At 70.7% G+C, this 22,872-nt stretch carries 17 protein-coding genes; 7 read left to right on the top strand and 10 right to left on the bottom strand.

The genetic code is table 11. From position 1 onward, the window contains the following. Positions 1 to 212: 212 nt before the first annotated feature. The 4 genes from FM051_RS44045 to FM051_RS44030 are packed head-to-tail and all read right to left on the bottom strand — an operon-like array spanning position 213 to position 6,187. Complete coding sequence (locus tag FM051_RS44045; RefSeq protein ID WP_158853059.1) at positions 213 to 1,727, bottom strand: protein kinase family protein; 1,515 nt, start codon at positions 1,725 to 1,727, stop codon at positions 213 to 215. 52 nt (positions 1,728 to 1,779) lie between these two features. Continuing rightward, positions 1,780 to 3,411 (bottom strand): murein biosynthesis integral membrane protein MurJ, encoded by a 1,632-nt coding sequence (gene murJ, locus FM051_RS44040; protein ID WP_238413100.1) that lies wholly within the window; start codon positions 3,409 to 3,411, stop codon positions 1,780 to 1,782. Beyond that, positions 3,408 to 5,672, bottom strand: a complete 2,265-nt coding sequence (locus tag FM051_RS44035) for a DUF6049 family protein (RefSeq protein ID WP_158853054.1) — start codon at positions 5,670 to 5,672, stop codon at positions 3,408 to 3,410. The genes murJ and FM051_RS44035 overlap by 4 nt, the downstream gene beginning before the upstream one ends. After that, the gene (locus tag FM051_RS44030; RefSeq protein ID WP_158853053.1) at positions 5,669 to 6,187 is read right to left on the bottom strand and encodes an NUDIX hydrolase; all 519 of its coding nucleotides are present in this window, start codon (positions 6,185 to 6,187) and stop codon (positions 5,669 to 5,671) included. The genes FM051_RS44035 and FM051_RS44030 overlap by 4 nt, the downstream gene beginning before the upstream one ends. A gap of 393 nt (positions 6,188 to 6,580) precedes the next feature. Between FM051_RS44030 and FM051_RS44025 the strand changes: the two genes are divergently transcribed. Then, complete coding sequence (locus tag FM051_RS44025; protein WP_158853052.1) at positions 6,581 to 8,032, top strand: CCA tRNA nucleotidyltransferase; 1,452 nt, start codon at positions 6,581 to 6,583, stop codon at positions 8,030 to 8,032. Positions 8,033 to 8,128: 96 nt separating this feature from the next. Next, positions 8,129 to 8,386 carry a response regulator transcription factor gene (locus FM051_RS44020; protein WP_083752330.1) on the top strand — a complete coding sequence of 86 codons (258 nt, stop codon included), beginning with the start codon at positions 8,129 to 8,131 and terminating at the stop codon, positions 8,384 to 8,386. Here FM051_RS44020 and FM051_RS44015 read toward each other — a convergent pair. After that, complete coding sequence (locus tag FM051_RS44015) at positions 8,375 to 9,685, bottom strand: MFS transporter (RefSeq protein WP_158853051.1); 1,311 nt, start codon at positions 9,683 to 9,685, stop codon at positions 8,375 to 8,377. The two genes, FM051_RS44020 and FM051_RS44015, sit on opposite strands and share 12 nt — an antisense overlap. 239 nt (positions 9,686 to 9,924) lie before the next feature. On the opposite strand from FM051_RS44015, the gene FM051_RS44010 reads away from it, so the two are divergent. Then, entirely contained in the window at positions 9,925 to 10,506 is a 582-nt protein-coding gene (locus FM051_RS44010; protein ID WP_158853050.1) for a YqgE/AlgH family protein, read from the top strand. A 150-nt stretch (positions 10,507 to 10,656) separates the two neighbouring features. On the opposite strand, the gene FM051_RS44005 is transcribed toward FM051_RS44010, so the two are convergent. Continuing rightward, positions 10,657 to 11,064: an SdpI family protein gene (locus tag FM051_RS44005; RefSeq protein ID WP_238413099.1), complete on the bottom strand. Its 408-nt coding sequence runs from the start codon at positions 11,062 to 11,064 to the stop codon at positions 10,657 to 10,659. 287 nt (positions 11,065 to 11,351) lie between these two features. Between FM051_RS44005 and FM051_RS53460 the strand changes: the two genes are divergently transcribed. From FM051_RS53460 to leuS, 3 genes are all read left to right on the top strand, one after another. After that, positions 11,352 to 11,486 (top strand): hypothetical protein, encoded by a 135-nt coding sequence (locus tag FM051_RS53460; RefSeq protein ID WP_274383882.1) that lies wholly within the window; start codon positions 11,352 to 11,354, stop codon positions 11,484 to 11,486. Positions 11,487 to 11,518: 32 nt separating this feature from the next. After that, the gene (locus FM051_RS44000) at positions 11,519 to 12,460 is read left to right on the top strand and encodes a hypothetical protein (RefSeq protein WP_158853048.1); all 942 of its coding nucleotides are present in this window, start codon (positions 11,519 to 11,521) and stop codon (positions 12,458 to 12,460) included. Positions 12,461 to 12,661: 201 nt separating this feature from the next. Further along, positions 12,662 to 15,475: a leucine--tRNA ligase gene (gene leuS / locus FM051_RS43995; protein WP_158853047.1), complete on the top strand. Its 2,814-nt coding sequence runs from the start codon at positions 12,662 to 12,664 to the stop codon at positions 15,473 to 15,475. A 15-nt stretch (positions 15,476 to 15,490) separates the two neighbouring features. Here the strand turns inward: leuS and FM051_RS43990 are convergent, their stop codons facing one another. Both FM051_RS43990 and FM051_RS43985 read right to left on the bottom strand, forming a co-directional pair. Beyond that, positions 15,491 to 16,093 carry a hypothetical protein gene (locus tag FM051_RS43990; RefSeq protein ID WP_158853046.1) on the bottom strand — a complete coding sequence of 201 codons (603 nt, stop codon included), beginning with the start codon at positions 16,091 to 16,093 and terminating at the stop codon, positions 15,491 to 15,493. A gap of 169 nt (positions 16,094 to 16,262) precedes the next feature. Further along, entirely contained in the window at positions 16,263 to 17,006 is a 744-nt protein-coding gene (locus tag FM051_RS43985) for a TetR/AcrR family transcriptional regulator (RefSeq protein WP_158853045.1), read from the bottom strand. Positions 17,007 to 17,334: 328 nt separating this feature from the next. Here FM051_RS43985 and FM051_RS43980 point away from each other — a divergent pair, with 328 nt between their 5' ends. After that, complete coding sequence (locus FM051_RS43980) at positions 17,335 to 19,257, top strand: MMPL family transporter (protein ID WP_238413098.1); 1,923 nt, start codon at positions 17,335 to 17,337, stop codon at positions 19,255 to 19,257. Here the strand turns inward: FM051_RS43980 and FM051_RS43975 are convergent. Both FM051_RS43975 and FM051_RS43970 read right to left on the bottom strand, forming a co-directional pair. Next, complete coding sequence (locus tag FM051_RS43975; protein ID WP_158853044.1) at positions 19,254 to 20,267, bottom strand: beta-propeller fold lactonase family protein; 1,014 nt, start codon at positions 20,265 to 20,267, stop codon at positions 19,254 to 19,256. The genes FM051_RS43980 and FM051_RS43975 overlap by 4 nt on opposite strands. 278 nt (positions 20,268 to 20,545) lie before the next feature. After that, positions 20,546 to 22,210, bottom strand: coding sequence for a DUF2339 domain-containing protein (locus FM051_RS43970; protein ID WP_238413097.1), 1,665 nt, complete (start codon positions 22,208 to 22,210; stop codon positions 20,546 to 20,548). Positions 22,211 to 22,872 lie beyond the last annotated feature (662 nt).

Genomic DNA, 22,872 nt, shown 5'->3' with positions numbered 1-22,872 from the left:
TGGGCGAACAATTCGGCGGCCTCGAACCGCACCCGTTCCCGCCGGGCCCGTTGCTCCGCGGTCAGACCACCACCATCGGAATACCGCATCCCACCGGCATACACCCACCGGCATACACCCACCGGCATACACCCGCCGGCAAGAGCAACCGTCACCCCGAAACGAAAAGATCGGGTATCGCCCGCCGGACGAGCGCCCGGTGACGCTGACCGCTACTGCGCCCGGGTGTAGACGAGTTCCGCGATCTCGGAGCGGTGGTTCTTGCCGCTGCCCGTCAGCTTCGTCACCCACACCAGCAGGTGCTGGGTCGGCTCGTGGTCGTTGAGCTGGATCTGGGTCTGCCCCGCCGACAGGGTCGCGGTCGCGATGACCTTCGTCTCCTGCAGCGGCGCGCCGTCCGACCCGGCCACCCGGATCTCCACCACGGTGCCCTCGCTGGGCGAGGTGATGGTGACCGACGCCAGCTTCACCGGCTCGGCGAAGCTCGCCATCAGCCCGATCCCCGGTTTCAACGCCGGGAACGGCTGGAAGTAGTTCTCCGTCTGCCACACCGTGGTCGGGTTGTTGTCGACCGCCCGGTTGGCCCGGTTGGCGTTGTCCGGCTGGTTGGTCACGTCGTACACGCCGACCGACGCGGGCTGCACGGGACCCGCCGGCTGGGGCGCGGGCGGCGCGGGCTGGCCGCTCGCACCCGGCGGGTTGGACTGGCCGATCACGACCGTCGGCCCACCGCCACGCGACGGCTCGTCGCTGAAGAAGCTCACGATCTGCACGCCCAGCCAGACGATCACGGCCAGCGTCGCCACCGCCAGCACGACTACGCTGACCAGCAACTTCCGCTTGCGGTCCTTGTCGCGCACCGGCCGCTGCGTGGTCCACACCGCGCCGTCGTCCGGCCCGTCGTCCTGGACCGGCTGGATCAGCGCGGTCTGGGCTTCGGACTGGGCGATCTGGTTCAGCACCTGCAGGATCGCCGCGCTGGTCCGGATACCGCCGACGCTGGTGTCCTCCAGGCTCCGCACGGCGACCGACGACAGCTCGTGCGGCACGTACGAGTGCAGCGCGCTCGGCGGGAGCACCACACCGTCCGGCCCCGTCGGCGCGACCGGCACGCCGTCCGGACCGTCCGGCAGCGGCCACTTCCCGGTGAGCAGCAGGTACAGGATCGCGCCGAGGCCCTTGACGTCGTCACGGGCGATCGCGTCCGGCCGGGGACCGGGGAACGCCAGCCGCAGCCTGCCGTCCGACGTCACGCGGATGCGCTGCGGGTGGTCGGCGCCCAGCACGAGACCGGCGTGGTGCGCGCCCTCGATCGCCGCGCCCAACGGCTCCAGCAGCCGCGTCGCCGCACCGGCCGGCAGCGGACCTTCGATGATCAGGTCCATCAGATCGGTGCCCTGGGTCCACTCGGCCACGATCACCGCGAGGATGCCCTCGTCGAGCTTGATCCCGGTACCGGGTGTCAACACGTCGATCACCCGGGCCACGCCGGGGTGGGTGAAGCTGGAGGCGTGCATCGCGCGTTCCGCCGTCCGCTTGGCCCGCGCCGCCGCGGCGTGGTCGGCCGGGTTGCCCACCAGGACGGTCAACGCCACGTCCCGGTTCAGCTGCCCGTCCCGCGCCCGCCACAGGTGCGCGTCGCACCGGCGGTCCACACCGGACAGCACCAGCAGCCGGTACCGGCCGTCGCCGATCACCCCGCCGGGCACCAGCGAGGTGTTCTGCATCGGACCGCTGCTCACAGGGCCGAGGGTACGTGAACGGGTCGTACCGCAGGTGTCACCGGCGACCCACCAAACGACTGATCTTGGCGACCGCAGGCTTCACCTCGGGTACTCGGAACAGGGCCAGCAGCAGGAAACTCAGCGGCAGCCCGACGATCGTCTGGATCACCACTTCCACCCAGGCGCCCGCCACGCGGGACTCGATTCCCAGTACGCGGACGGCGAGCCACGCCAACCCGGTGGCCACCCCGAACGCGATCGCGGACGCCACGACCGTGAGGCAGATCGTCCACGCCGTGTAACCGGTGCGCAGCCGGCCGAGCCGGATCCGCAGCCACAGCTGACCGACCAGCGCACCGACCACGAAGCTCAGCGACATCGCGATCGACACGCCGACGGCCAGCTTGTCCGGCGGCGAGAACGCCAGGAACCCGTACAGCAGTGCGATCCGCACCGCCACGATGATCCCCTGGATGAGCGTCGGCGTCCGGGCGTCCTTCAACGCGTAGAACACCCGCAGCTGGAGCAGCGTGATCGCGTACGGCACCAGCCCGAACGCGGACAGCGCGAGCGCCGTGCCGATCGTCTCGCCGTCCTCGATGCCGGAGTTGCCGAACGAGAACAGCGCGAGGCCGATCGACACGCCGGAGACCGTCATCAGCGCGCTGAACGGCATCAGCAGGATCGACGACATCCGGTTGCCGAACGACAGGTCGCCGACCAGCGCGTCGTTGTCGTGCGCCGCCGCCGCGCGGCTCATCTTCGGCATCAACGCGGTGAGCAGCGACACGCCGAGCACCCCGTAGGGCACCTGGGCGATCAGCCACTGCATGTTGTAGGCCGTGATCGCGCCGTCGTCGTGCGTCGCGACCTTCGTCAGCACCATCATGCTGACGAAACCGAGCCCCACGTAGAGCAGCACCCAGAACGCCAGCCCGCCGAACTCCGACAGCCGCCGGTCCCAACCCCACCGCCAGCGGAACTTGAACCCGGTCCGCCGCAGCGCCGGCACCAGCACGGACGCCTGCAACGCCACGCCCAGCATCGTGCCCAGGCCGAGCACCAGCAGCTTCGGCTCGCCCATCCGCACCGGGTCGATCGAGATCTCCCCCGGCATCAGCCAGTACACGCCGAGGGTCACGATCACCACGAGGTTGTTCAGCACCGGCGCCCACGTGGGCAGGCCGAACACGTGCCGGGTGTTGAGGATCGCGCCGATCAGCGCGGACATCCCGTAGAACACGATGCCCGGCAGCACCAGGTACGCGAACGCGGTGACCAGTTCCGGCTTGGCGTTGGGCGAGTCGATGAACAACCCCGTCAGCAGCGGCGCGCAGGCGACCGCGATGACCGTGCCGACGCCCAGCAACACCGCGGACATGGTGATCATCCACTGCGCGTAGGCCTCGCCGCCGTCGCCGTCCTCCTTCTCGGCGCGCACCAGCAGCGGGATGGCCACGCTGGTCAGCACGCCGCCGAGCAGCAGCTCGTTGATCATCGTCGGGAGCGTGGTGGCGACCTGGTAGGAGTCGTTCAGCGCGCCCACGCCGAGGATGGTGATCAGCAGCAGTTTGGACAGCAGCCCGGAGGCGCGGCTGACGATCGTGGCGATCGCCATCGAACCGCCGGCCCGTGCCAGCGACGGACCTTGCGGCTGCTCCTCGGTCACCATGGTTGTTCCGCTCAACTCGTGCTCGACCTCTCCGGCGGCGTGACGCCGCTGGCGTCGTTCGGCACCTGGGCGGCGGCTGCTCGCGCGGCGCGCACCCGCCGGTAGATGCGGCGGGCGGACAGCAGCACCAACGCGGCGCCGGCCAGGCAGGTGATGACGACGGTGATCGTCCCGTACACCGAGGACGACACCTCGAGCCGGGCCCGTTCGCCCAGTTCAACACCGCTCGGCGTGACCAGCCGGATGTGCACCGGGAACCGCCCGGAGCGCAGCACCTCGACCGGAACCCGCACCAGCCGGTCGCCGCGCGCGGGCAGCACCTGGTCCGGCAGCTCCTTGGCCACGATGCCGGGCGTGTCCTCGATCACGATCCGCACCGTGATCCGGACGTCCAGCCGGTTCTTGATCGACAGCGGGATCGGGCTGTCGCCGGAGCCGAGCAGGATCGGGCTGTTGGGCTCGGTCACCGTGACCTGGCCCTGCAACCCGTCGAGCCGCTCACGGCCGATCGCCAGCGCGGCACGCGCCCCGTCCTCGTCGCTGCGCCACGCCCCGGACACCGCGCGCAGCAGGTCCAGCCGCAGCGGCGCGACCAGGTCGCCGGGGTTGGCGGACAGGGCGTCCTCCTGGCTCATCGACTCGGACAGCTGCTGGAGCTGCCGCCACGACTCGGCCACCGACGCGGTCACCGCGGGCGGCACCTCACGTGCGCCCGCCTCGACCGGGTAGCTCAACGCCGCCGTCTGCTGCGGCGGCGTCGCGAGCAGCGAACCGAGGCCCATCGGCGTCGCGAAACCACCGGCGACCAGCGACTTCGTCGTCTGGAGCAGCGTGTCGACCTCGCCGGTCGGCGCGTTCCACCGGCGTGGCGGCGCGATCACCACGTTCTGGCCGGTGTTCTGGAACCCGGCCCGGAAGGTGAGCGCGGCCAGCGCGTTCTGCACCGACACCGGGCGGGTCTCGCTCGGCGTGGTCACGCCCGCGACCGGCCGTGCCGCCGCCGCGCCGCGCAGCGCGTCGGACACCATGCCGTCGATGCGCACCGCCGTCACCGGCCCGCGCTCGGCCACGTCGAGCCGGACCGGTCCCGTGCCGGGCGTGCCGGCGACGGCCGACTGGTCGAGCACGAACGACGTGATGCCCTGCCCGGTCACGTCGGACAGTGCCTGCTGGTCGAGCACACCGTCCTCGGGCCAGGTCAGGCCCTGGGTCGGCTGCACCTGGAGGATCTCGCGGACCACCTCGGCGCCGTCGATGGCGAGCTCGCCCAACCCGGTGAGCTTGGCCCGGGACAGCGCGACGAGGTCGGCGTCCGCGTCGGGCAACGCGATCACGCACCGCCCGGCGACGAGCAGGCGCAGCTGGGCCAGCCACAGCTCGGCCTCGCCTTCGCCCTTGCCCACGCCCTGCCCGCGCACTTCGTAGCCCTCGCTCATCGCGGCGACCGTGCGCAGCAGGTCGGGGTCGACGGCCAGGCACACACCGGACGCCAGCGGGCCGTTCAGGGCCACGCCGTAGGCCTGCAGCAGGCCCCACAACCGGCCGCCCATGGCCAGCGAGTTCGCCAGCTCGTCGTCGGTGAGCACGGTCGGGCTGGTCGTGACGATGCGCGGCCGGTCGGCCAGCGGCCACAACAGGGTGATCTTGGCGGGGTTCGCGGGTGGGGTCGGCCCCTGGCCGCCGGGCATCGCGAGCACCGGCAGCAGGGTGCTCAGCGCGGCCAGCCGGGCGCGTCCGCCGAAGTCGGGGACGCCGTTGATGTTGGCCAGGATCGGGTAGATGCCCGGCTCGGTGATCCGCAGGGACGTCGGGTCGGTGCCGCGCAGCGGGACGGTGAGCCGGAACGGCTTCGACTCGTTGCGCTCCAGGCGGTCGGTGACCGGGGTGAAGTTCGGCTGGACCACCTCCGCGTCGGTCGGCTCGCGCAGCGCCTTGCGGACGTCGTCCTCGTTGGTCAGGGGGTCACCGCGCTCCAGGCGCAGCTCGATGTCCTCGATCACCCGGTCGCCGACGTTGACCACCTTGCCGGAGATGGTGATCGAGTCCGGTCCGTCCGCGGTGATCACCCGGGGGGTCATCTCCTCGACGTCCAGGCGCAGCCAGACCTCCGACTGCTGGCCGGGTTGGCTGGACAACGCCCTGGTCGCCCACACCTGGGTCGCGGGCGCCGGTCGGACGGGCAGCCGCCCACCGTCGGCGGGCGCCGCGGGTGCCGCGGAACCCGTCGTCACGATGAGGATCCCCGCCGCCGCTAGTGCGGCCAGCAGCCGTTTCACGCCGACTCCGCTCCGTCCGTCTGGTACTCGGAGAGCAGTTCGGCGGCTCGGCGCACCAGTCGACGCTCGTCCGCGTAGGCGAGCCGTTCGTCCAGTTCGCCAAGGGGCACCCACGCCACCTCGGTGACCTCCACGTCTTCGTCGGAAAGCTCGCCGCCCAGCGCTTCCAGGAGGAAGTGGTGGACGGTCTTGTGCACCCGTCGGTCCTCGGCGACGAACCAGTAGTCGATCGAGCCGAGGGGCCGCAACACCCTGCTATGAATACCGGTCTCCTCGGCGACCTCGCGCACCGCGGTCTGTTCCGCGGTCTCACCAGCCTCGATGTGCCCCTTGGGCAGCGACCACAACAACCGGCCGCGTCGGTCCAGCCGCCCGATGATCGCGGCGACGTGCTGCTCGAAGTCCAGCACCAGTCCGCCCGCCGACGTCTCGTCGACGGTCTTCAGCCGCCGACCGCGGCGCCGGTTCCGGCGCCTCGGCTTGGGACCGCCGGAGCGACCGGACGACTGGGGCATGCCCTGATGGTAGTGGCGAGCCGTGATCACTGGACGTGACAGCCCTGTAGCGGCACGTGGTCGACACATAACGTCACACCAACCAATGCCCAACCACGGCTAGAGCACCCCTACAACGTCACACCCGCCGCGCCGACGGCCATCAAGCCACCAAGCCACGGACACGCGCCGACACGCGAACGCCACTAGGCATACCCGCGAAGGCCGACCAACTCTCTCCCCGGTCCCCGGCGAAGGCCGACCAGGCGTCCCCCGCGAAGGGGGACCCCTTGTTTTAACCCAACCACCAACGACCGACAGGCCACGACTACCAGCACCGCACCTGTGGACAAGCGCCGCACCTGTGGACAACTCGTTCGGGCCGCACCCGCGAGACCAGTAGGCTGGCTCTTCGTGTCCGGACCCATCACCTCCACCGCCACTGGGCAGGACAATGCCGTGGTGGAACTGCTGAGCGCCCTCCCCGTCGCCGAAGACCTGGCAGCCCGCTTCGCCGCGGCCGGTCATCGCCTCTACCTGGTGGGCGGCAGCGTGCGGGACGCCATGATCGGCAGGCTGTCCGGCGACCTCGACTTCACCACCGACGCCCGGCCGCCGCAGATCGTGGCCCTGCTCAAGGGCTGGGCGGACGCGATCTGGGACGTCGGCATCGCCTTCGGCACCGTCGGCGCGACCAAGCACCAGCACACCGTCGAGATCACCACGTTCCGCGCGGACAGCTACGACGGCGTCACCCGCAACCCCGAAGTGACCTTCGGCGACTCGATCGAGGGTGACCTGGTCCGCCGCGACTTCACCGTCAACGCGATGGCGTACGACGTGGTCAACCGGCAGCTCATCGACCCGACCGGCGGCCGCGAAGCCCTCCTGGCCAAGGTCCTCGACACCCCCGCGACCCCGCAGGAGTCGTTCTCCGACGACCCGCTGCGGATGCTGCGCGCGGCCCGGTTCGTGTCCCAGCTCGGCTTCACCGTCGCGCCGCGCGTCCGCGAAGCGATGGCCGCCATGGCGGGCGAGCTGACCCGCATCACCGCCGAACGCGTGCAGGTCGAGCTGTCCAAGCTGCTCACCGGCGCCCACCCGCGCGCGGGCATCGAGCTCATGGTGGACGCGAAGCTCGCCGACGTGGTGCTGCCCGAACTGCCCGCGATGAAGCTGGAGATCGACGAGCACCACCAGCACAAGGACGTGTTCCACCACTCGCTGGTCGTCCTCGAGCAGGCCATCGACCTGGAGGACGGGCCCGAACCCGACCTGGTCCTGCGGCTGGCCGCGCTGCTGCACGACATCGGCAAGCCGGACACCCGGCGGTTCGAGGAAGGCGGCGGCGTCTCGTTCCACCACCACGAGGTGGTCGGCGCGAAGATGGTCCGCAAGCGTTTGCGCGCCCTCAAGTACTCCAAGGAGATCATCGAGGACGTCGCCCAGCTCGTGTACCTCCACCTGCGCTTCCACGGCTACGGCAGCGGCGAGTGGACCGACTCGGCGGTGCGCCGGTACGTCACCGACGCGGATCACCTGCTGTCGCGCCTGCACAAGCTGGTCCGCGCCGACAGCACCACCCGCAACAAGCGCAAGGCCAACGCGCTCCAGCGCACGTACGACGACCTGGAGCGCCGCATCGAGCGGATCGCCGCCGAGGAGGACCTGAAGCGGGTCCGACCCGATCTCGACGGCAACGAGATCATGCGGCTGCTCGGCCTGCCACCGGGGCCGATGGTCGGCAAGGCGTGGAAGTTCCTCAAGGAACTGCGCCTGGACAGGGGCCCGCTGGACCACGACGAGGCGGTCGCGGAGCTGCTCGAGTGGGCCCGCGCGGAGGGTGTCCAGCCCCCTGGCGACTAACACCAAGTGACCAATCTCGGACTTTTGCTTGGCCAGTGACAGCCCGTTGCGACACCATGACTGTGTGCGTCAGACGCGCACTGGGGGTGGTGTCGTATGAACGCTTGGGGATTGTCCGAGGGGGGCACCCGGGCACAAGGGTTGGACGAGTTGACCGACCGGCAACGCGCTGTGCTGCGTTGCCTGGCCAGGGGGCTCGCGGACCACGAGATAGCGCGGGTGCTGGCGCTGAGCCAGCACCAGGTGGGTGCGGTGGTGTCCGAGATCCTGCGGGCGCTGAACCTGCGCGACCGGATGGCCGCGGTGGTCTACGCCCACGAAACGGGAATCATCCGACTGCCGCTACCGCGGTGAGGTGGTTGATGCCGTGCGCTTGGCCAGCAACAAGTAGCCGAGCAGACCGAGCAGGTACGCCACCGTCGCGGCGATCACCAAGCCGGGCGACCGGCCGCTCAAGGGGACGACGGCCGCCGCGCCGGTGACGGCGATCACCTGCGTGACGTTGAACAGCGTGTCGTACAGGGCGAACACCCGGCCGCGGACCTCGTCGCCGATATCGCCCTGTACGGCCGCGTCCACGCACAGCTTCACCACCTGGCCCGCGAACGTGAGCAGGAACGACGCGACCAGGATGGTCGGCAGCAGCATGGGCAGGCCGAGGCCGAGTTGGGTGGCCGCGGCGAGCAGCAGCGCGCCGCACACCGTGCCGCGCCGGCCGAGCACGTCCACCACCCGGTCGGTCACCAGGCCCGCGACCAGGATGCCCGCACCACCCGCGACCGCCACCTCACCGAGCCCCGCCAGGCCCGCCTTGAGCGGCCCGTAGTCGGTGAACGTGTTGCGCATCAGCAGCAGCGTGATCAGCAGCGACACCCCGAACCCGGCCCGGTGCGCGAGCAGGGCCAACAGCGCGGCGGCCACGCTGGGCGCACGCCACGCGGCCCGCGCGCCGTCCAGGAGGCCCATGGCGACGGCGGTGATCGTCCGGCTCGGCTCGTCCACCTCGTCCGGCCCGAGGATGCCACGCGCGAAGCGGGAGGCCAGGAACGCGGCTCCCAGCGACCCGAGGACGGCGAACGTCGTCGTCCACGCCGAGCCGCCGTCACCCGATCCGAGCACCGCCCGCAACCCCACCGCGCAACCCGCGCCGAGCACGGCCGTCAACGCGCCGAGCGTGGTGACGAACGCGTTCGCCTCCACCAGGTGGTCGCCCTCGACCACGTGCGGCAGCGAGGCGGACAGACCCGAGCCGACGAACCGGCTCACGCCCGTGACGAACAGCGCCGACGCGTACAGCGGCACGCCTTCCAGCCCGAGACCGACGGCCGCCGCGGTGAGCAGGATGAAGACCGCGCGCGTGAGGTTCGCCACCACCAGCACCCGGCGGCGGTCCCACCGGTCCAGCAGGGCGCCCGCGAACGGCCCGACCACGGAGTACGGGAGCAGCAGCACGGCGAACCCGGCCGCGACGGCGAGCGGGTCGGCGTGGCGCTCCGGGTTGAACAGGACCGCGCCCGCGAGACCGGCCTGGAACAGGCCGTCACCCCACTGGGCCGCCAGCCGGGAGGCCAGCAACCTGCGGAAGTCCGCCACGCGGAGGAGCTTCCGGACACCGAGGTGGTGCTTTGCCGCGGTGGTCCCGGCAGTGGTCACCTGTCGAGCCTATGCCTCCGGGTGCGGGAACCACGAAGGCCGGACCCGATGGGTCCGGCCTCCCTGGTGCCAGGCGCCCGGTCGCCTCTCGGCGGGTTGCACTACGCGGCTCCAGCCGAACGGTATTCCGCGCAGGCGGTTTAGTGGGCCCGGGGGACTCGATGGCGCCTGACGTTCACTACAACGAACACCGTAGCCCGGATGTTCCGATCAGGATGTGATGCACGTCGTCTGGGATCATGCTTCCTGTGCGCCCTGATGCCGATGTCGAACCGGGTTCCCTGCTGGTCGCGGCACCGAGCTTGACCGACTCCAACTTCCGCCGGACGGTGGTCTACATCATCGATCACCGGGGCGAGGGCACCCTCGGGGTGGTGTTGAACCGGCCCAGCGAGGTCGCCGTGCACGACGTGCTGCCGGCGTGGGGGCCGCACGTGACCCGGCCGCAGGCCGTCTACATCGGCGGGCCGGTGGAGCAGAAGACGGCGCTGTGCCTGGCCGCGTTGCGCACCGGCGAGGACCTGGCGTCACTCGAGGGTGTGGTCGGCGTACACGGTCCGGTGGCGTTGGTCGACCTGGACGCGGACCCGGACGCCCTGGTGGAGAAGGTGCGCGGCATGCGCGTGTTCGCGGGCTACTCGGGCTGGGGCGAGGGCCAGTTGGACAACGAGATCTCGCGCGGCGACTGGATCGTGGTGAAGGGCCTGCCCGACGACGTGCTCACGCCCGCGAACGTCGACCTCTGGGGCCGGGTGCTGCGCCGTCAGGGCATGCCGACGGCGCTGTTGGCCACCTTCCCGACGGACATCCGCCGCAACTGAACCCCCCGCGAGCCGTCCACTCAGGCACCGCCGAAACCAGTTGTCCACAGGCCACGGGCTTGTCCACAGGTTCACGCCTGGTCAGCCCGCTGTGTCGGTCGTTCGTGGTTGAGTTAAGACAAGGGGTCCCCCTTCGCGGGGGACGCCCGGTCAGGCGCGGGTGAGCACTCCGCAGGCCCCGCCGGAACCGGAGCACGCGCAGCCGCCGCAGCCCGCCGCGACCGGCGCGGGCATGGCCTCGGCGGCCCGGTGGCCCAGCACGCCGCCCGCACTCGCGACCACCACGCTGCCGACCAACCCGACCAGCCCGATGACCAGGGCCACCGCCGGGTTCAACGCCGCCGCGGCGGCCGCGACCAGCGCGATCGCCCCCGCCGCCAGGTTCGGCACCCCGGCGATCTTGTTGGCCAGCGCGAACGTCTCGTCATCACGCAGCGTGGCCTTCGTCCGCACGCCGAAGAATCGGTTGCGGTGCAGTCCGCCCCGCATACCCAGGAAGCCGACCGCCCCGAAGGCGACGCCGATCAGACCCAGTACCACAGGCAGCACGATGTTCACACGGACGAGGGTAAGCGCGCCTCGCCGGCCGGCCGGAGCCAGCCCCGGCCAGATGTGCTCCGCACCATGCCGGTGATGCCGTTTTCCCAGGTCGAACGTCCGGGACAGTCCCGTACACCCGTTTCCCTTGTCGCCTTGATCATCGGACGGGTTCAGTCCTCCTCGGTCCCGATCGCCACCGAGTCCGAGGACGCGACCCATGTCACCGAAGCGCCGAACCACCCGTGTGACGCCCGAACCACGCCACCCGATCAGGTGGGCGTCGCCGGGCTTGCCACGGGCCTCGCGTGCGGGGCGCGGCACCCGTCGAGCAGGTCCTGACCCCGAACTTCCCTGACTCCGGCTACGAGATCGGCACGTTTCTGGACGCCCCGTACGCCGACGTCACCACGCTCCCGGCCCGCCGGGTCCAGCTCTCCTGACCAGCACACCCAGCACGAGAAATGAGGAAACAGTGAACTCCGACATGTCCGACGAGGCTCCTCGCAGCGCACTGCGCCGCGGGACCGTCCGCCTGCTGGCCGGTGTCGTGGCCGCCGCCGTCGCCTTCGGCGCCCTGAACGCCGTGGTCCCGGCATTCGCGCTCGCCGCACCGGTGAAGAAGGAGCGGGTGGACAAGGAGGATCAGCATTACGGCAAGACGAAGACGGGTCAGCCGGCCAAGCAGCCGGTGAAGCAGCCGGTGAAGAAGGAGCGGGTGGACAAGGAGGACCAGCACTACGGCAAGACCAAGACGGGGCAGCCGGTGAAGACCACCGGCAAGCGGGACCGCACCGACAAGGAAGACCAGTACTACCGGGGGCACAACACCGGCGGGCCGAAGAACCGTGATGAGGCGCTCGCCAAGTGCGGCGGCACGATCCGCGCCTGCGAGGCCAAGGACCAGCAGAAGAAGGTGAACCCCCACGACGTCGGCGCCAAGACCATCGACACCGGCAGCAAGGTGAACGTCGTGGTCAAGAGCGGTGTCGACATCAAAGACCAGAAGCAGGGGCAGTGGTACGGGACCAAGGACGGCACCCGCAGCCGCAACCCGGCGGTGAGCGAGCCCGCCCGGACGAAGCTGGCGCAGATGAAGAAGCCCACGCCCAGCGCGTTCGTGCACTGGTACGTCACGAACCCGGCGATGAAGGCGACCACGCGCTGGCTCGGTCCGGTGGGCTACGTCGCCAACGGCCTCGCTGACGTCGCGAACGGGATGCCGCCGCACAAGGCCGCGCTCAAGCAGGGCTTCGTCGCCACGAGCGAGGCGGCAGGAGCAGCCGCCGGCGCCGTCGCGGGTGGGGTCTGCGGTCCGGGGGCGCCCTTCTGCAGCACGGCCGGTGGAGTGGTCGGCAAGGTCGGCGCGGGCATCGCCGCCGAGGAGAGCTGGGCGAAGATGGAAGGCGGGGAGTGACGTCGGGGCAGGTGGCGGCACCCGCCGCCACCTGCCCCGCTGGACAGTGCTGATACCGTGGACGCCATGAGCAAGGCCCGCCTGCTCCTTAGCTAGCCGCGCAGACCTCGTAGCCAGGTCCGCGCGGCAACCCCTCATGCCCTTCCGGGCTGGGGGGTTTCGTCATGTCAGGGGCAGGTACCGATGGAGAGGGACATCCCGATGAGCACCGACGCGGCGGACGCGACGCCCGCCTACCGCTACACCGCCGAGCTGGCGGGCGAGATCGAGCGGCGCTGGCAGCAGCACTGGGAGGAGCAGGGGACCTTCCACGCGCCGAACCCGGTCGGGCCGCTCAAGGGTGACGTGCCCGCGGACAAGCTGTTCGTGCAGGACATGTTCCCGTACCCGTCGGGCGCAGGCCTGCACGTCGGTCACCCGTTGGGCTTCATCGGCACGGACGTCTTCGCCCGGTACCACCGGATGAACGGCCGCAACGTGCTGCACACGATGGGCTTCGACGCGTTCGGCCTGCCCGCCGAGCAGTACGCGGTGCAGACCGGCCAGCACCCGCGCAAGACCACCGAGGACAACATCCAGACCTACCTGCGGCAGATCCGCCGGCTGGGCCTGGGCCACGACGAGCGCCGGCGCATCTCCACCATCGACCCGGGCTACTACAAGTGGACCCAGTGGATCTTCCTGCAGATCTTCAACTCCTGGTACGACACGGCGGCGGGCAAGGCCCGGCCGATCGCGGAGCTGGAGGCGGAGTTCGCCTCGGGTGAGCGCTCCACGCCGGACAAGCCGTGGGCCGAGATGACCGGGGTGGAGCGGCAGCGGCTGCTGGGCGAGTACCGCCTGGCGTACCTGTCCGAGGCGCCGGTGAACTGGTGCCCCGGTCTGGGCACCGTGCTGGCGAACGAGGAGGTCACCGCGGACGGCCGCAGCGAGCGCGGCAACTTCCCGGTGTTCCGGCGTTCGCTGCGCCAGTGGATGATGCGGATCACCGCGTACTCCGACCGGCTGATCGACGACCTGGAGCGGCTGGACTGGCCGGAGAAGGTCAAGGCCATGCAGCGCAACTGGATCGGGCGCTCGCACGGCGCGCGGGTCAGGTTCGCGGTCGAGGGCGCGGGCGCCTCGCCGGAGACGGTCGACATCGAGGTGTTCACCACCCGGCCGGACACGCTGTTCGGCGCGACGTACATGGTGCTGGCGCCCGAGCACCCGCTGGTGGACGTGATCACGTCCACCGAGCAGGCCGAGGCGGTCGCGGCGTACCGGCGCGAGGTGTCCCGCAAGACCGACCTGGACCGGCAGGAGAACAAGGAGAAGACGGGCGTCTTCACCGGCGCGTACGCCACGAACCCGGTGAACGGCTCGCGGATCCCGGTGTACGTGGCCGACTACGTGCTGATGGGCTACGGCACGGGCGCGATCATGGCGGTGCCCGGCCAGGACCAGCGCGACTGGGACTTCGCCAAGGCGTTCGACCTGCCGATCATCCGGACCGTGCAGCCGCCGGCGGACTTCGAGGGCGAGGCGTTCACCGGCGTCGGCCCGGCTGTCAACTCGAGCCAAAAAAACGGGCTCAGTTTGGACGGTCTGGACGTCGCCGAGGCGAAGAAGAAGATCATCGCCTGGCTGGAGGAGCAGGGCCGGGGCGAGGGCACCGTGCAGTTCAAGCTGCGCGACTGGCTGTTCTCGCGGCAGCGGTACTGGGGCGAGCCGTTCCCGATCGTCTACGACGAGGACGGCGCGCCGATCGCGGTGCCGGAGTCGATGCTGCCGATCGAGCTGCCCGATGTGGACGACTACTCGCCGCGGACGTTCGAGCCGGACGACGCGAACTCCGAGCCGTCGCCCCCGCTGTCGCGCGCGGACGACTGGGTCACCGTCGAGCTGGACCTGGGCGACGGGCCGCGCAAGTACCGGCGCGAGACCAACACGATGCCCAACTGGGCGGGTTCGTGCTGGTACCAGCTGCGGTACGTCGACCCGACGGAGTCCGAGCGGTTCGTCAACCCGGAGAACGAGCGGTACTGGCTGGGCCCGCGCACGACCGAGCACGGTCCGTCCGACCCGGGTGGCGTGGACCTGTACATCGGCGGTGTCGAACACGCGGTCCTGCACCTGCTGTACGCGCGGTTCTGGCAGAAGGTGCTGTTCGACCTGGGGCACGTGTCCGGCGACGAGCCGTACCGGCGGCTGTTCAACCAGGGCTACATCGAGGCGTACGCGTTCCGCGACGCGCGCGGCGTGTACGTGCCGGCCGAGGAGGTCGAGGAGCGCGACGGCAAGTACTTCTTCGCGGGTGAAGAGGTGCGCCGCGAGTACGGCAAGATGGGCAAGAGCCTGAAGAACGTCGTCACGCCGGACGACATGTGCGAGAAGTACGGCGCGGACACGTTCCGGCTGTACGAGATGTCGATGGGCCCGATGGACGTCTCGCGGCCGTGGGCGACGAAGGACGTCGTCGGCGCGCAGCGGTTCCTGCAGCGGCTGTGGCGGAACCTGGTCGACGAGACCACGGGCGAGCTGCGGGTCACCGATGAGGACCCGGACGAGGAAGCCCTGCGGCTGCTGCACAAGACGATCGCGGGCGTGCACGACGACTACGCGAACCTGCGCTACAACACGGCGGGCGCGAAGCTGATCGAGCTGAACAACCACGTCACCAAGCACTTCCCCGGTGGCGCGCCGCGCGTGCTGGCCGAGCCGATGGTGCTGATGCTGGCGCCGTTGAGCCCGCACGTCGCCGAGGAGCTGTGGTCGAAGCTGGGGCGCACCGAGTCCCTGGCCCACGGCCCGTTCCCGAAGGCGGACGAGAAGTACCTGGTCGAGGACACCGTGCAGTACCCGATCCAGGTCAACGGCAAGGTGAAGGCGCGCGTGGTGGTGTCGGCGTCGGCGTCGGCGGACGAGGTCAAGGCGGCGGCGCTGGCCGACGAGAAGGTGGCCGAGCTGCTGAACGGCGGCGAGCCGCGCAAGGTGATCGTGGTGCCCGGCCGGCTGGTCAACGTGGTGCTGTAGGGGATTTCGAGGGGTTTACGGACGGGGCAACTGGGCGGCCACTTCGGTCATCGCGTCGAGCAGGTCCGGCTCGACGTGCCCGGTTGCCCGTTCGGATTCCGCGATGGTGATCGTGGTGTCCTGGGTCTCCGACCAGTAGTGCTGAGCGGTGAACGGGACGTCCGCCACGCCGACGACGGTGCCGCTCAGCGGTTTCACGTCGCCCGAGCCGTCGACGTCGATCAGCCGGTCGAACTGCCGCGCCTGGTTGCGTCCCGGGAACGTCACCCACACCACGGACACCACGGCCGCGTTGCCGGCTCTGTCCCCGACGGCCAACAGCAACCGGTCGAGGGACGTGCACGGCGTCTGGGCGAAGAAGTCCCGCACTCGGCCGAACGAGTTCTCGAGGCAGTCGAGCTCCTGCTTGACCGCCTGCTTGGTGATCGCGACACCCAGGTGGCTCATCGCGCGTTCGGCGTCACCACCGCGTGCCGCGCGCTTGGCGTCCCACTTGCGGACGCTGATGCTCTCCGCCGGGGCCGCGCCGCCGCCACCGCTCGCCCCCGAGTTCAGCGCCGCGCCACCCGCACCGCCCGCGCCCGCGAGGACGACCAGCACCGCGGCGACCAACGCCACGCCCCCGGACCCCTTGTCGGAACCGCCTGTCCTGCGTGCCACCATCCCCCCGCCCCGAGACGTCCTCATCGTGCGGACGACTCATGCAACCCCGATCTCGCGGGGGTAGTTGCGGTGTGCACCCGAAAAGCCCTCGAACGGCCCATCAGGTCTGCCCGGAAGTCGCACTTCACGGTTGCTGAGAGAGACCCATCCCGCCCATGATCTCCGCCAACATGGAATCGAACAGCGGTTCCGGGTTGGCCAGGGCGAACGGGAAACGACCGAACACCTCCAGGGCCACGTGGCCGTAGATGCGCACCCACGACTGCGTGATGTGGTAGACCGCGCCGAGGGACAGGACCTGTTCGTCCACCCCGACCCCGTGGTCGTTGACGGTGGCGAGCAAGACCTTCTGGAACGCCGCGAGGTCCGCGTGCAGGTCCTCCGGCACGTCGGCGCTCACTTCGTCGGGCAGCGGGTGGCCGGCGATCAACCTGCCCGCGACCTCCAGGAAGATCCGGCCGAACTGGTCACCGACCTGGTTGTGGTCGTCCGGGCCGCCCCGACCCAGGGTGTCCTCCGTGGACGCGAACACCAGCGCGAACTCCTGCGGGTGCGCCAGCGCCCAGCGCCGGAAGCCCCGGCACACCGCGAAGACCTGCGCGCTGACGTCGTCCTCGGTGATGCTCTCGAGGTCGGCGTTCAGCCTGGCGGCCAGGTCGGTGCAGATGTCTTCGGCGAGCCTGCGGAGCAGGTCCTCGCGCGAGTCGTAGTACCGGTAGAGCGCGGGGGCGGTGATGCCGAGTTCACGCGCGATCGCACGCAGAGTCACGGCGTCCCGGCCGTGCTCCACGAGCAGGGCGCGGGCCTGTCGCCGGATGTCACGCTCGGTCTCAGCGCGTAGTCGTTCTCGACGAGTGGCCTCGGTCATATGTCACCCAATCAGGTTGTAAACGGTGTTCACCGGGTATAACTTTCGGGACGTTCAGTGAACGGTGTTTACGAAGTTGACGCCATTCACGCAACGGTAACCCATCAGCCTGGGAGGACGCGTGTTCGCGAAGTGGGGATCGTTGGCGTACCGCCGCAGGTGGGTGGTGTTGATCGCGACGGTGGCGCTGGCGGTGGTCGGTGGCATCTGGGGGCTCGGCGTGTTCGACCGCCTCAGCTAGGGCGGCTACGAAGCACCGACCAGTGAGGCCGCGCGGGCCAACGAGGTCGCGCAGGACGCGTTCGGCCGCCAGGGCGGTGACGTCCTCGTGGTCTACAACACCACCGATCCCGCCCAGCTCCAGAAGATCACCGAGCAGGTGTCCGGTCTGCCGGCCGACGCCGTGCTGAAGGCGATGCCGCCGTTCCCGTCGCCGGAGAGCGGCAAGTCCCTCGTGGTGATCACGCTGCGCTCGGGCGACTCGAACACGCAGATCAAGCAGTACGAGCAGATCGCCGACCAACTGCCGGTCGACGGGCTGGACGCGCAGGTCGGCGGCCTGGTGCCGACCCAGAAGGCGATCAGCGACATGTCCGCCTCCGACCTCACCAAGGCCGAGGCCGTCTCGCTGCCGATCGTGCTCATCCTGTTGATCGTCATCTTCGGCGGCCTGGTCGCGGCGTCGTTGCCGGTGCTGGTCGGCGGCCTGGCGATCATGGGTTCGCTGGGCGTGTTGCACGCCGTCTCGCTGGTCGCGGACGTGAACTCGTTCGCGGTGAACGTGGCCAGCCTGCTCGGGCTCGGCATGGCGATCGACTACGGCCTGTTCATGGTCGGCCGGTTCCGCGAGGAACTGGCCGCGGGCCGCAACACGCCGGACGCCGTGCGCCGGACGGTCATGTCGGCGGGCCGCACCGTGCTGTTCTCGGCGACCATGCTGGTGATCGCGCTCGCCGGGCTGCTGCTGTTCCCGCAGGGCTTCCTGAAGTCGCTGAGCTACGGCGGCATGTCGGCGGTGGCGATCGCGGCGGTCGTGTCGTTGACCCTGCTCCCCGCGTTGATGGCCATCCTCGGCCACCGCGTGGACAAGCTCGCCATGCCGTGGCGCAAGAAGAAGGCGCCGTCCGAGGACGGTTGGCGCCGGCTGGCCGGCCGGGTGATGAAGCGGCCGGTGCTGTTCGCGCTGCCGATCGTGCTGGTGCTGCTCGCGCTCGGCTCGCCGTTCCTGGGCGTGAAGTTCGGCGAGGTCACCGAGAAGGTGCTGCCGGAGGGCAACCCCGCGCGCGTCGCGGCCGAGACGGTCAACTCCGATTTCGCCGCGCTGTCCAACTCCGGTTTCAAGATCGTGGTGACCGGCGACCCGGCGCAGGCCGACGTGCAGGCGTTCATCGGTGAGGTGAGCGCGGTGCCCGGCGTCGGCGACGCGCAGATCGCGGCGGAGCCCGCCAACGGTGTCTGGCTGGTCAACGCCGGGCTGGACCAGGACGCGTTGAGCGACGAGTCGAAGCAGGCGCTGCGGGACGTTCGGGCGTTGGACGGACCCGGTGACGAGGTGCTCGTCGGCGGCAGCACGGCGATGGTGTCCGACAGCCTCGACGCGATCGGCGACAAGCTGCCGCTGATGATCGTGCTGCTGGTCGGCGCGACGTTCGTGCTGATGTTCCTGGCGTTCGGGTCGGTGCTGCTGCCGATCAAGGCCGTGCTGATGAGCGCCCTGAGCCTGTCCGCCACGTTCGGCGTGCTGGTGTGGGTGTTCCAGGACGGGCACGGCGCGTCGCTGCTCGGCGTCACGCCCGCGCCGCTGGAGCCCGGGATCGTGGTGCTGATGGCGGCCGTGGTGTTCGGGCTGTCCACCGACTACGAGGTGTTCCTGCTGTCCCGGATGGTCGAGGCGCGCGGTCGCGGCGCGTCGACCGAGGAGGCGGTGACCGCCGGGCTGGCGAAGACCGGCCGGGTGATCACGGCGGCGGCGCTGTTGCTGATCGTGGTGACCGGCGCGTTCGCGTTCTCGCAGATCACGATGATGCGGTTCGTCGGTGTCGGCATGATCCTGGCGCTCGCGCTGGACGCCACCGTGGTGCGGATGCTGCTCGTGCCCGCCGTGCTGAAGGTGCTCGGCGACGCCGTGTGGTGGGCGCCGGGACCGTTGCGGCGGATCCAGGAGCGGATGGCGATCCACGACGAGGCGCCGGCGGATGACGAGACCGCCGGCGGGGACGGCAACCAGACGAAGGTGCCGCAACGCGCCTAGGGCTCGTCCGGTGGTTCGAACGCGATGGCCGTGGCTGCGAAGCCGCGGCCATCGACGTTCAGGCCGCTCAACTGGAACGTGGTCAGCACCTCGTCGTCCGCGCTGTCCAGCACGGTCGTGGTGTTGCCGGTGGCCAGGAACACGCGGCGGTCGCCGGGCGCGATGGCCAGGGTCTTGGCGGTGAACCGCAGGGTCTTGGTGGCGCGGGTGGTGGTGTCGAGGACGGCGACCCCGTGGTCGAGGGCGACGTAGACGCGCCGCCCGTCGGGCGTGACGGCGATGCTGCCCGCGCCCTTGCCGACCGGCGTCGACCAGCGCAGTCGGTCGGTGCGGGTGTCGATCACGGAGACCGTGCCGGTGCCTTCGCGCAGGTCGAGCGAGCTGACGTAGACCGCGTCGCCGTCCGGGCTGATCGCGACGTGCTGCGGCAGGCCGCCGACGTCGACCGCGGTCGTCCGGCTCGCGGTGTGGGTGTCGATCACGCTCACCGTGCCGTCCTGGGAGTTGGCCACGTACAGGCGACGTCCGTCGGGGCTGACCGCGATGCCCTGCGGCTGACCGCCCAACCTGATCGCCGCGACCAGCCGGAACCTCTTCGGGTCCACCACCGCCACCGCGCCGGTCGCGGTGACGTAGAGGCGTTCGCCGTCCGGCCGCAGCACGGCCTGGGCGAGCTGCGCGCCCGCGTCGATGCGGCCGACGACCTTGCCCGCCGCCGGGTCGACCGCTGTGATCACGCCCGCCCAGCCGTTGACCACGTACAGCCGGCGGCCGTCCGGCCCGACCGCGGCGCCCGTGGTCCACGCGCCCGTGTTCACGCTGGTCAGGACGGTGCCGTCGGACGTGTCGAGGACCTGCACGCCGCCGTTGTGCGCGATCACGTACGCCTTGGGCACGGTGGTGCCGGCGGCGGTGATCACGTGCGATCGCGGTTGGCCCGCGGCGGAGAGTGTGGCGGCGGCGAGCAGTGCGGCGGTGCCGAGGGCTGCGGTGCGTCGTCGTCCCCACATGGCTGGGATGGGAACACCGCTGCCCGGTCGGGTTCCAGCTTCGTCCTACGGACGGGCGCTATTCGTGCCGGACCGGGTGATCTTCCGGATGTGGTGGCCGGCTGCCGCCCGCGACGGCGGGACGGGCGGCAGCGGGGCTGTGTGCCCGGCGCCGGTCGCTCGGGGGGCGAAACGACCGACGCCGGACCCCTGCCGGTGCGGAGCACCGGTGGTCGTACCCCGACGACGTAGAACTACCACCAGATTGACGCAGTCCGGGCCGTTTTGGATCCCGAGAGCTACGAATCAGCCGAAATTCGTCGAGTTGCCACCAGCTTGGCGTAACGAGTGCCCGCCGTCAGGAGGACGAGACCCGCGCCGATGAACGCGAGCACCCGCGGGACGCCGTCCAGCCTGGCCATGTCGAACAGCAGCAACTTCGTCACCGCGGCCCCTACCAGCACCAATCCGGCTACGCGCAGGGACTTCCGGTCGATCCCGCGCACCAGCAGCACCAGTGCGGCGACCGTCCACGACACCGTCACGATCGAGTGACCAAAGAGGAACCCGGTTACGTTCTGCGATATCAGCAGCGCGCCGCACAACACCACCCCGGCCGCCGCGTACAGCAGGATTACACCGGCGGCGATCCACGGGAACGGGTGCCTGCCGAGGACGCGCAGGCTGGTCGCGACCCACGGCAGCACGGCCATCAGCACGCCGAGGACCAGCGCGGTCAGCATGCCGGACACCAGGAACCCGGTGGTGTCCACGCGCCACGGTTCGTCCAGCAGCAGTCGTGGCGGCACCGCGTCCGCGACGGCGAGCAGGAAACCGATGCCACCGAACACAGCGGACCCGAGCAGCGGACCGCGTGAGGCGAGGACCTTCGCCAGGAACGCCAACAACAGGGCTTCGGCCAGAACCACCGCCGCACGCGTGCTGCCGTCCAGGGCGATCGCGGTCGCCTGGAACAACGCGAAGACACCGACCGCGCCGACCGCCGCGCTGAAGTTCTTCGGCAACGCGACCCGCCCGGCCGCCCACAGCGCCAGCATCATCACCGCGATCGCACCGGCGACCGCCGCGCCGAGGTAGCGCTCCAGGACTGCGGTGGTGAGCAGGGCGGGCATCGGTGAACCGACGGCGAGGGCGAGCGCGGTCACGTCGCCCGGCCGGACCCTGATCGTGAGGACCGCGGCGGCCACACCGATCACGGCGGCCAGCAGGGCGATCCCGGCCAGCGTGTACGGGTCGTCGGTGCGCCCGATGACGAGGACCGCGGCGAGCAGCGGGGGAACGCCCGCGGTGACCGCGAGCCACGGCCAGTCGCGCTTGAGGTGGACCGGACCGGCCGCGATCTTCAGGACCAGCAGGAACGCGACGAGCAGCGGCGTGAAACCTTGGGTGAGGACCGGGGCGCACACGGCGCAGGCGGCGACCACGCCGATGGCGAGGACGTCCGAATCCCACCGCAGCGCCAGGAGCAACCCGCCGCCCGCGATGAGCAGCCCGGCGGTGAGACCGCCGCCGGCGGGCAGGTACTCGTAGATCGAGGTGGCCGCGATGACGTCCAGGTAGAGCACGGCGATACCGGTGGCGGCGAGGGCGAACGCGCCGGTGCGGCCGGCGGGGGTGCGGTGCAGCCACAGCCCGAGGCCGACCAGCACCCCACCCAGCGCGGCGCCGCCGAGGACGCGTGGCAGCGGGCCGAGGTAGCCGCGTTGGACGGCCAGGACGAGGAGCAGGACGACACCGAGCAGGGTGACCGCGCCGCCGACCCAGGCGAGGAGCTTGCTGCCCGCGCCGTCCTTGCTGAGTCGGTCGAAGAGGGAAGGGCGGGGCGGCGGCGGAGGCGCGGGCGTCCAGTAGGGGGTGGGCGCGCCCCAGGCCGGGCTGCCCTGCGGCGGGGTGTACGCGGTGGCATGCGCCGTCGGGCCGGCTGGCTGACCTGCGGCGTGCACGGTCGGGCCAGCTGCCTGACCTGCGATGGGACCAGTGGGCGCGGTTGTGGTTGGGCCTGCGGCGTGCGCCGTTGGGGCGGCCGGCTGACCTGTGGCTTGCGCGGTTGGGCCGCTTGTTTGGGTTGCGGCGTACGCGGAGGCGGTGATGCCGGGTTGGGCTGGGGCGGCCGGCCGAGCGGCTTCAGTGCCCTGGGCAGTCTGTGCAGCGGTCGGGGGCGGGGTCGCCAGGGCCTGTGCGCTGCCCACCCGGTGCAGTTCCTGTCCTACCGCCTCCAGGCGGCGGCCCAGGTGGCCGAGTTCGTCTGCCAGCCTTATCAGGGGGTCCTGCCCAGTCCCGGTCATGTGACCAGAATCGCCCGATCACGGCGTATCCGGAATCCGTACCTCTACTCAGGCCGGGTATCGAACTGGTCACGGCGGGACCTGTCAGAGCCTCCCCGTGACGGTTCTCGTGCTCGGTGGGGCCAACGCCGCCCCGCGGGCGGTGAGACGGTGCTCGGCGGTGACACGGTCGCGCTCATCGGCGCCGTGGGCGCGGACGGGGGAACTCGATCGTCGTCGCGCCCGGTGCGAACTCGGACCTCGGCGTGTCCGATGTGGATGCCCTGACCTGGGACCCCGGTCCGCCGTGGTCACGCCGTCCGGTGTGGTCGAGGTGGGTG

Origin of the sequence: Saccharothrix deserti (genome assembly GCF_009769385.1) — a bacterium.
GTDB lineage: Bacteria > Actinomycetota > Actinomycetes > Mycobacteriales > Pseudonocardiaceae > Actinosynnema > Actinosynnema deserti.
The sequence above is the reverse complement of the archived record's forward strand: the minus strand, read 5'-3'. Positions and strand labels throughout refer to the sequence as shown.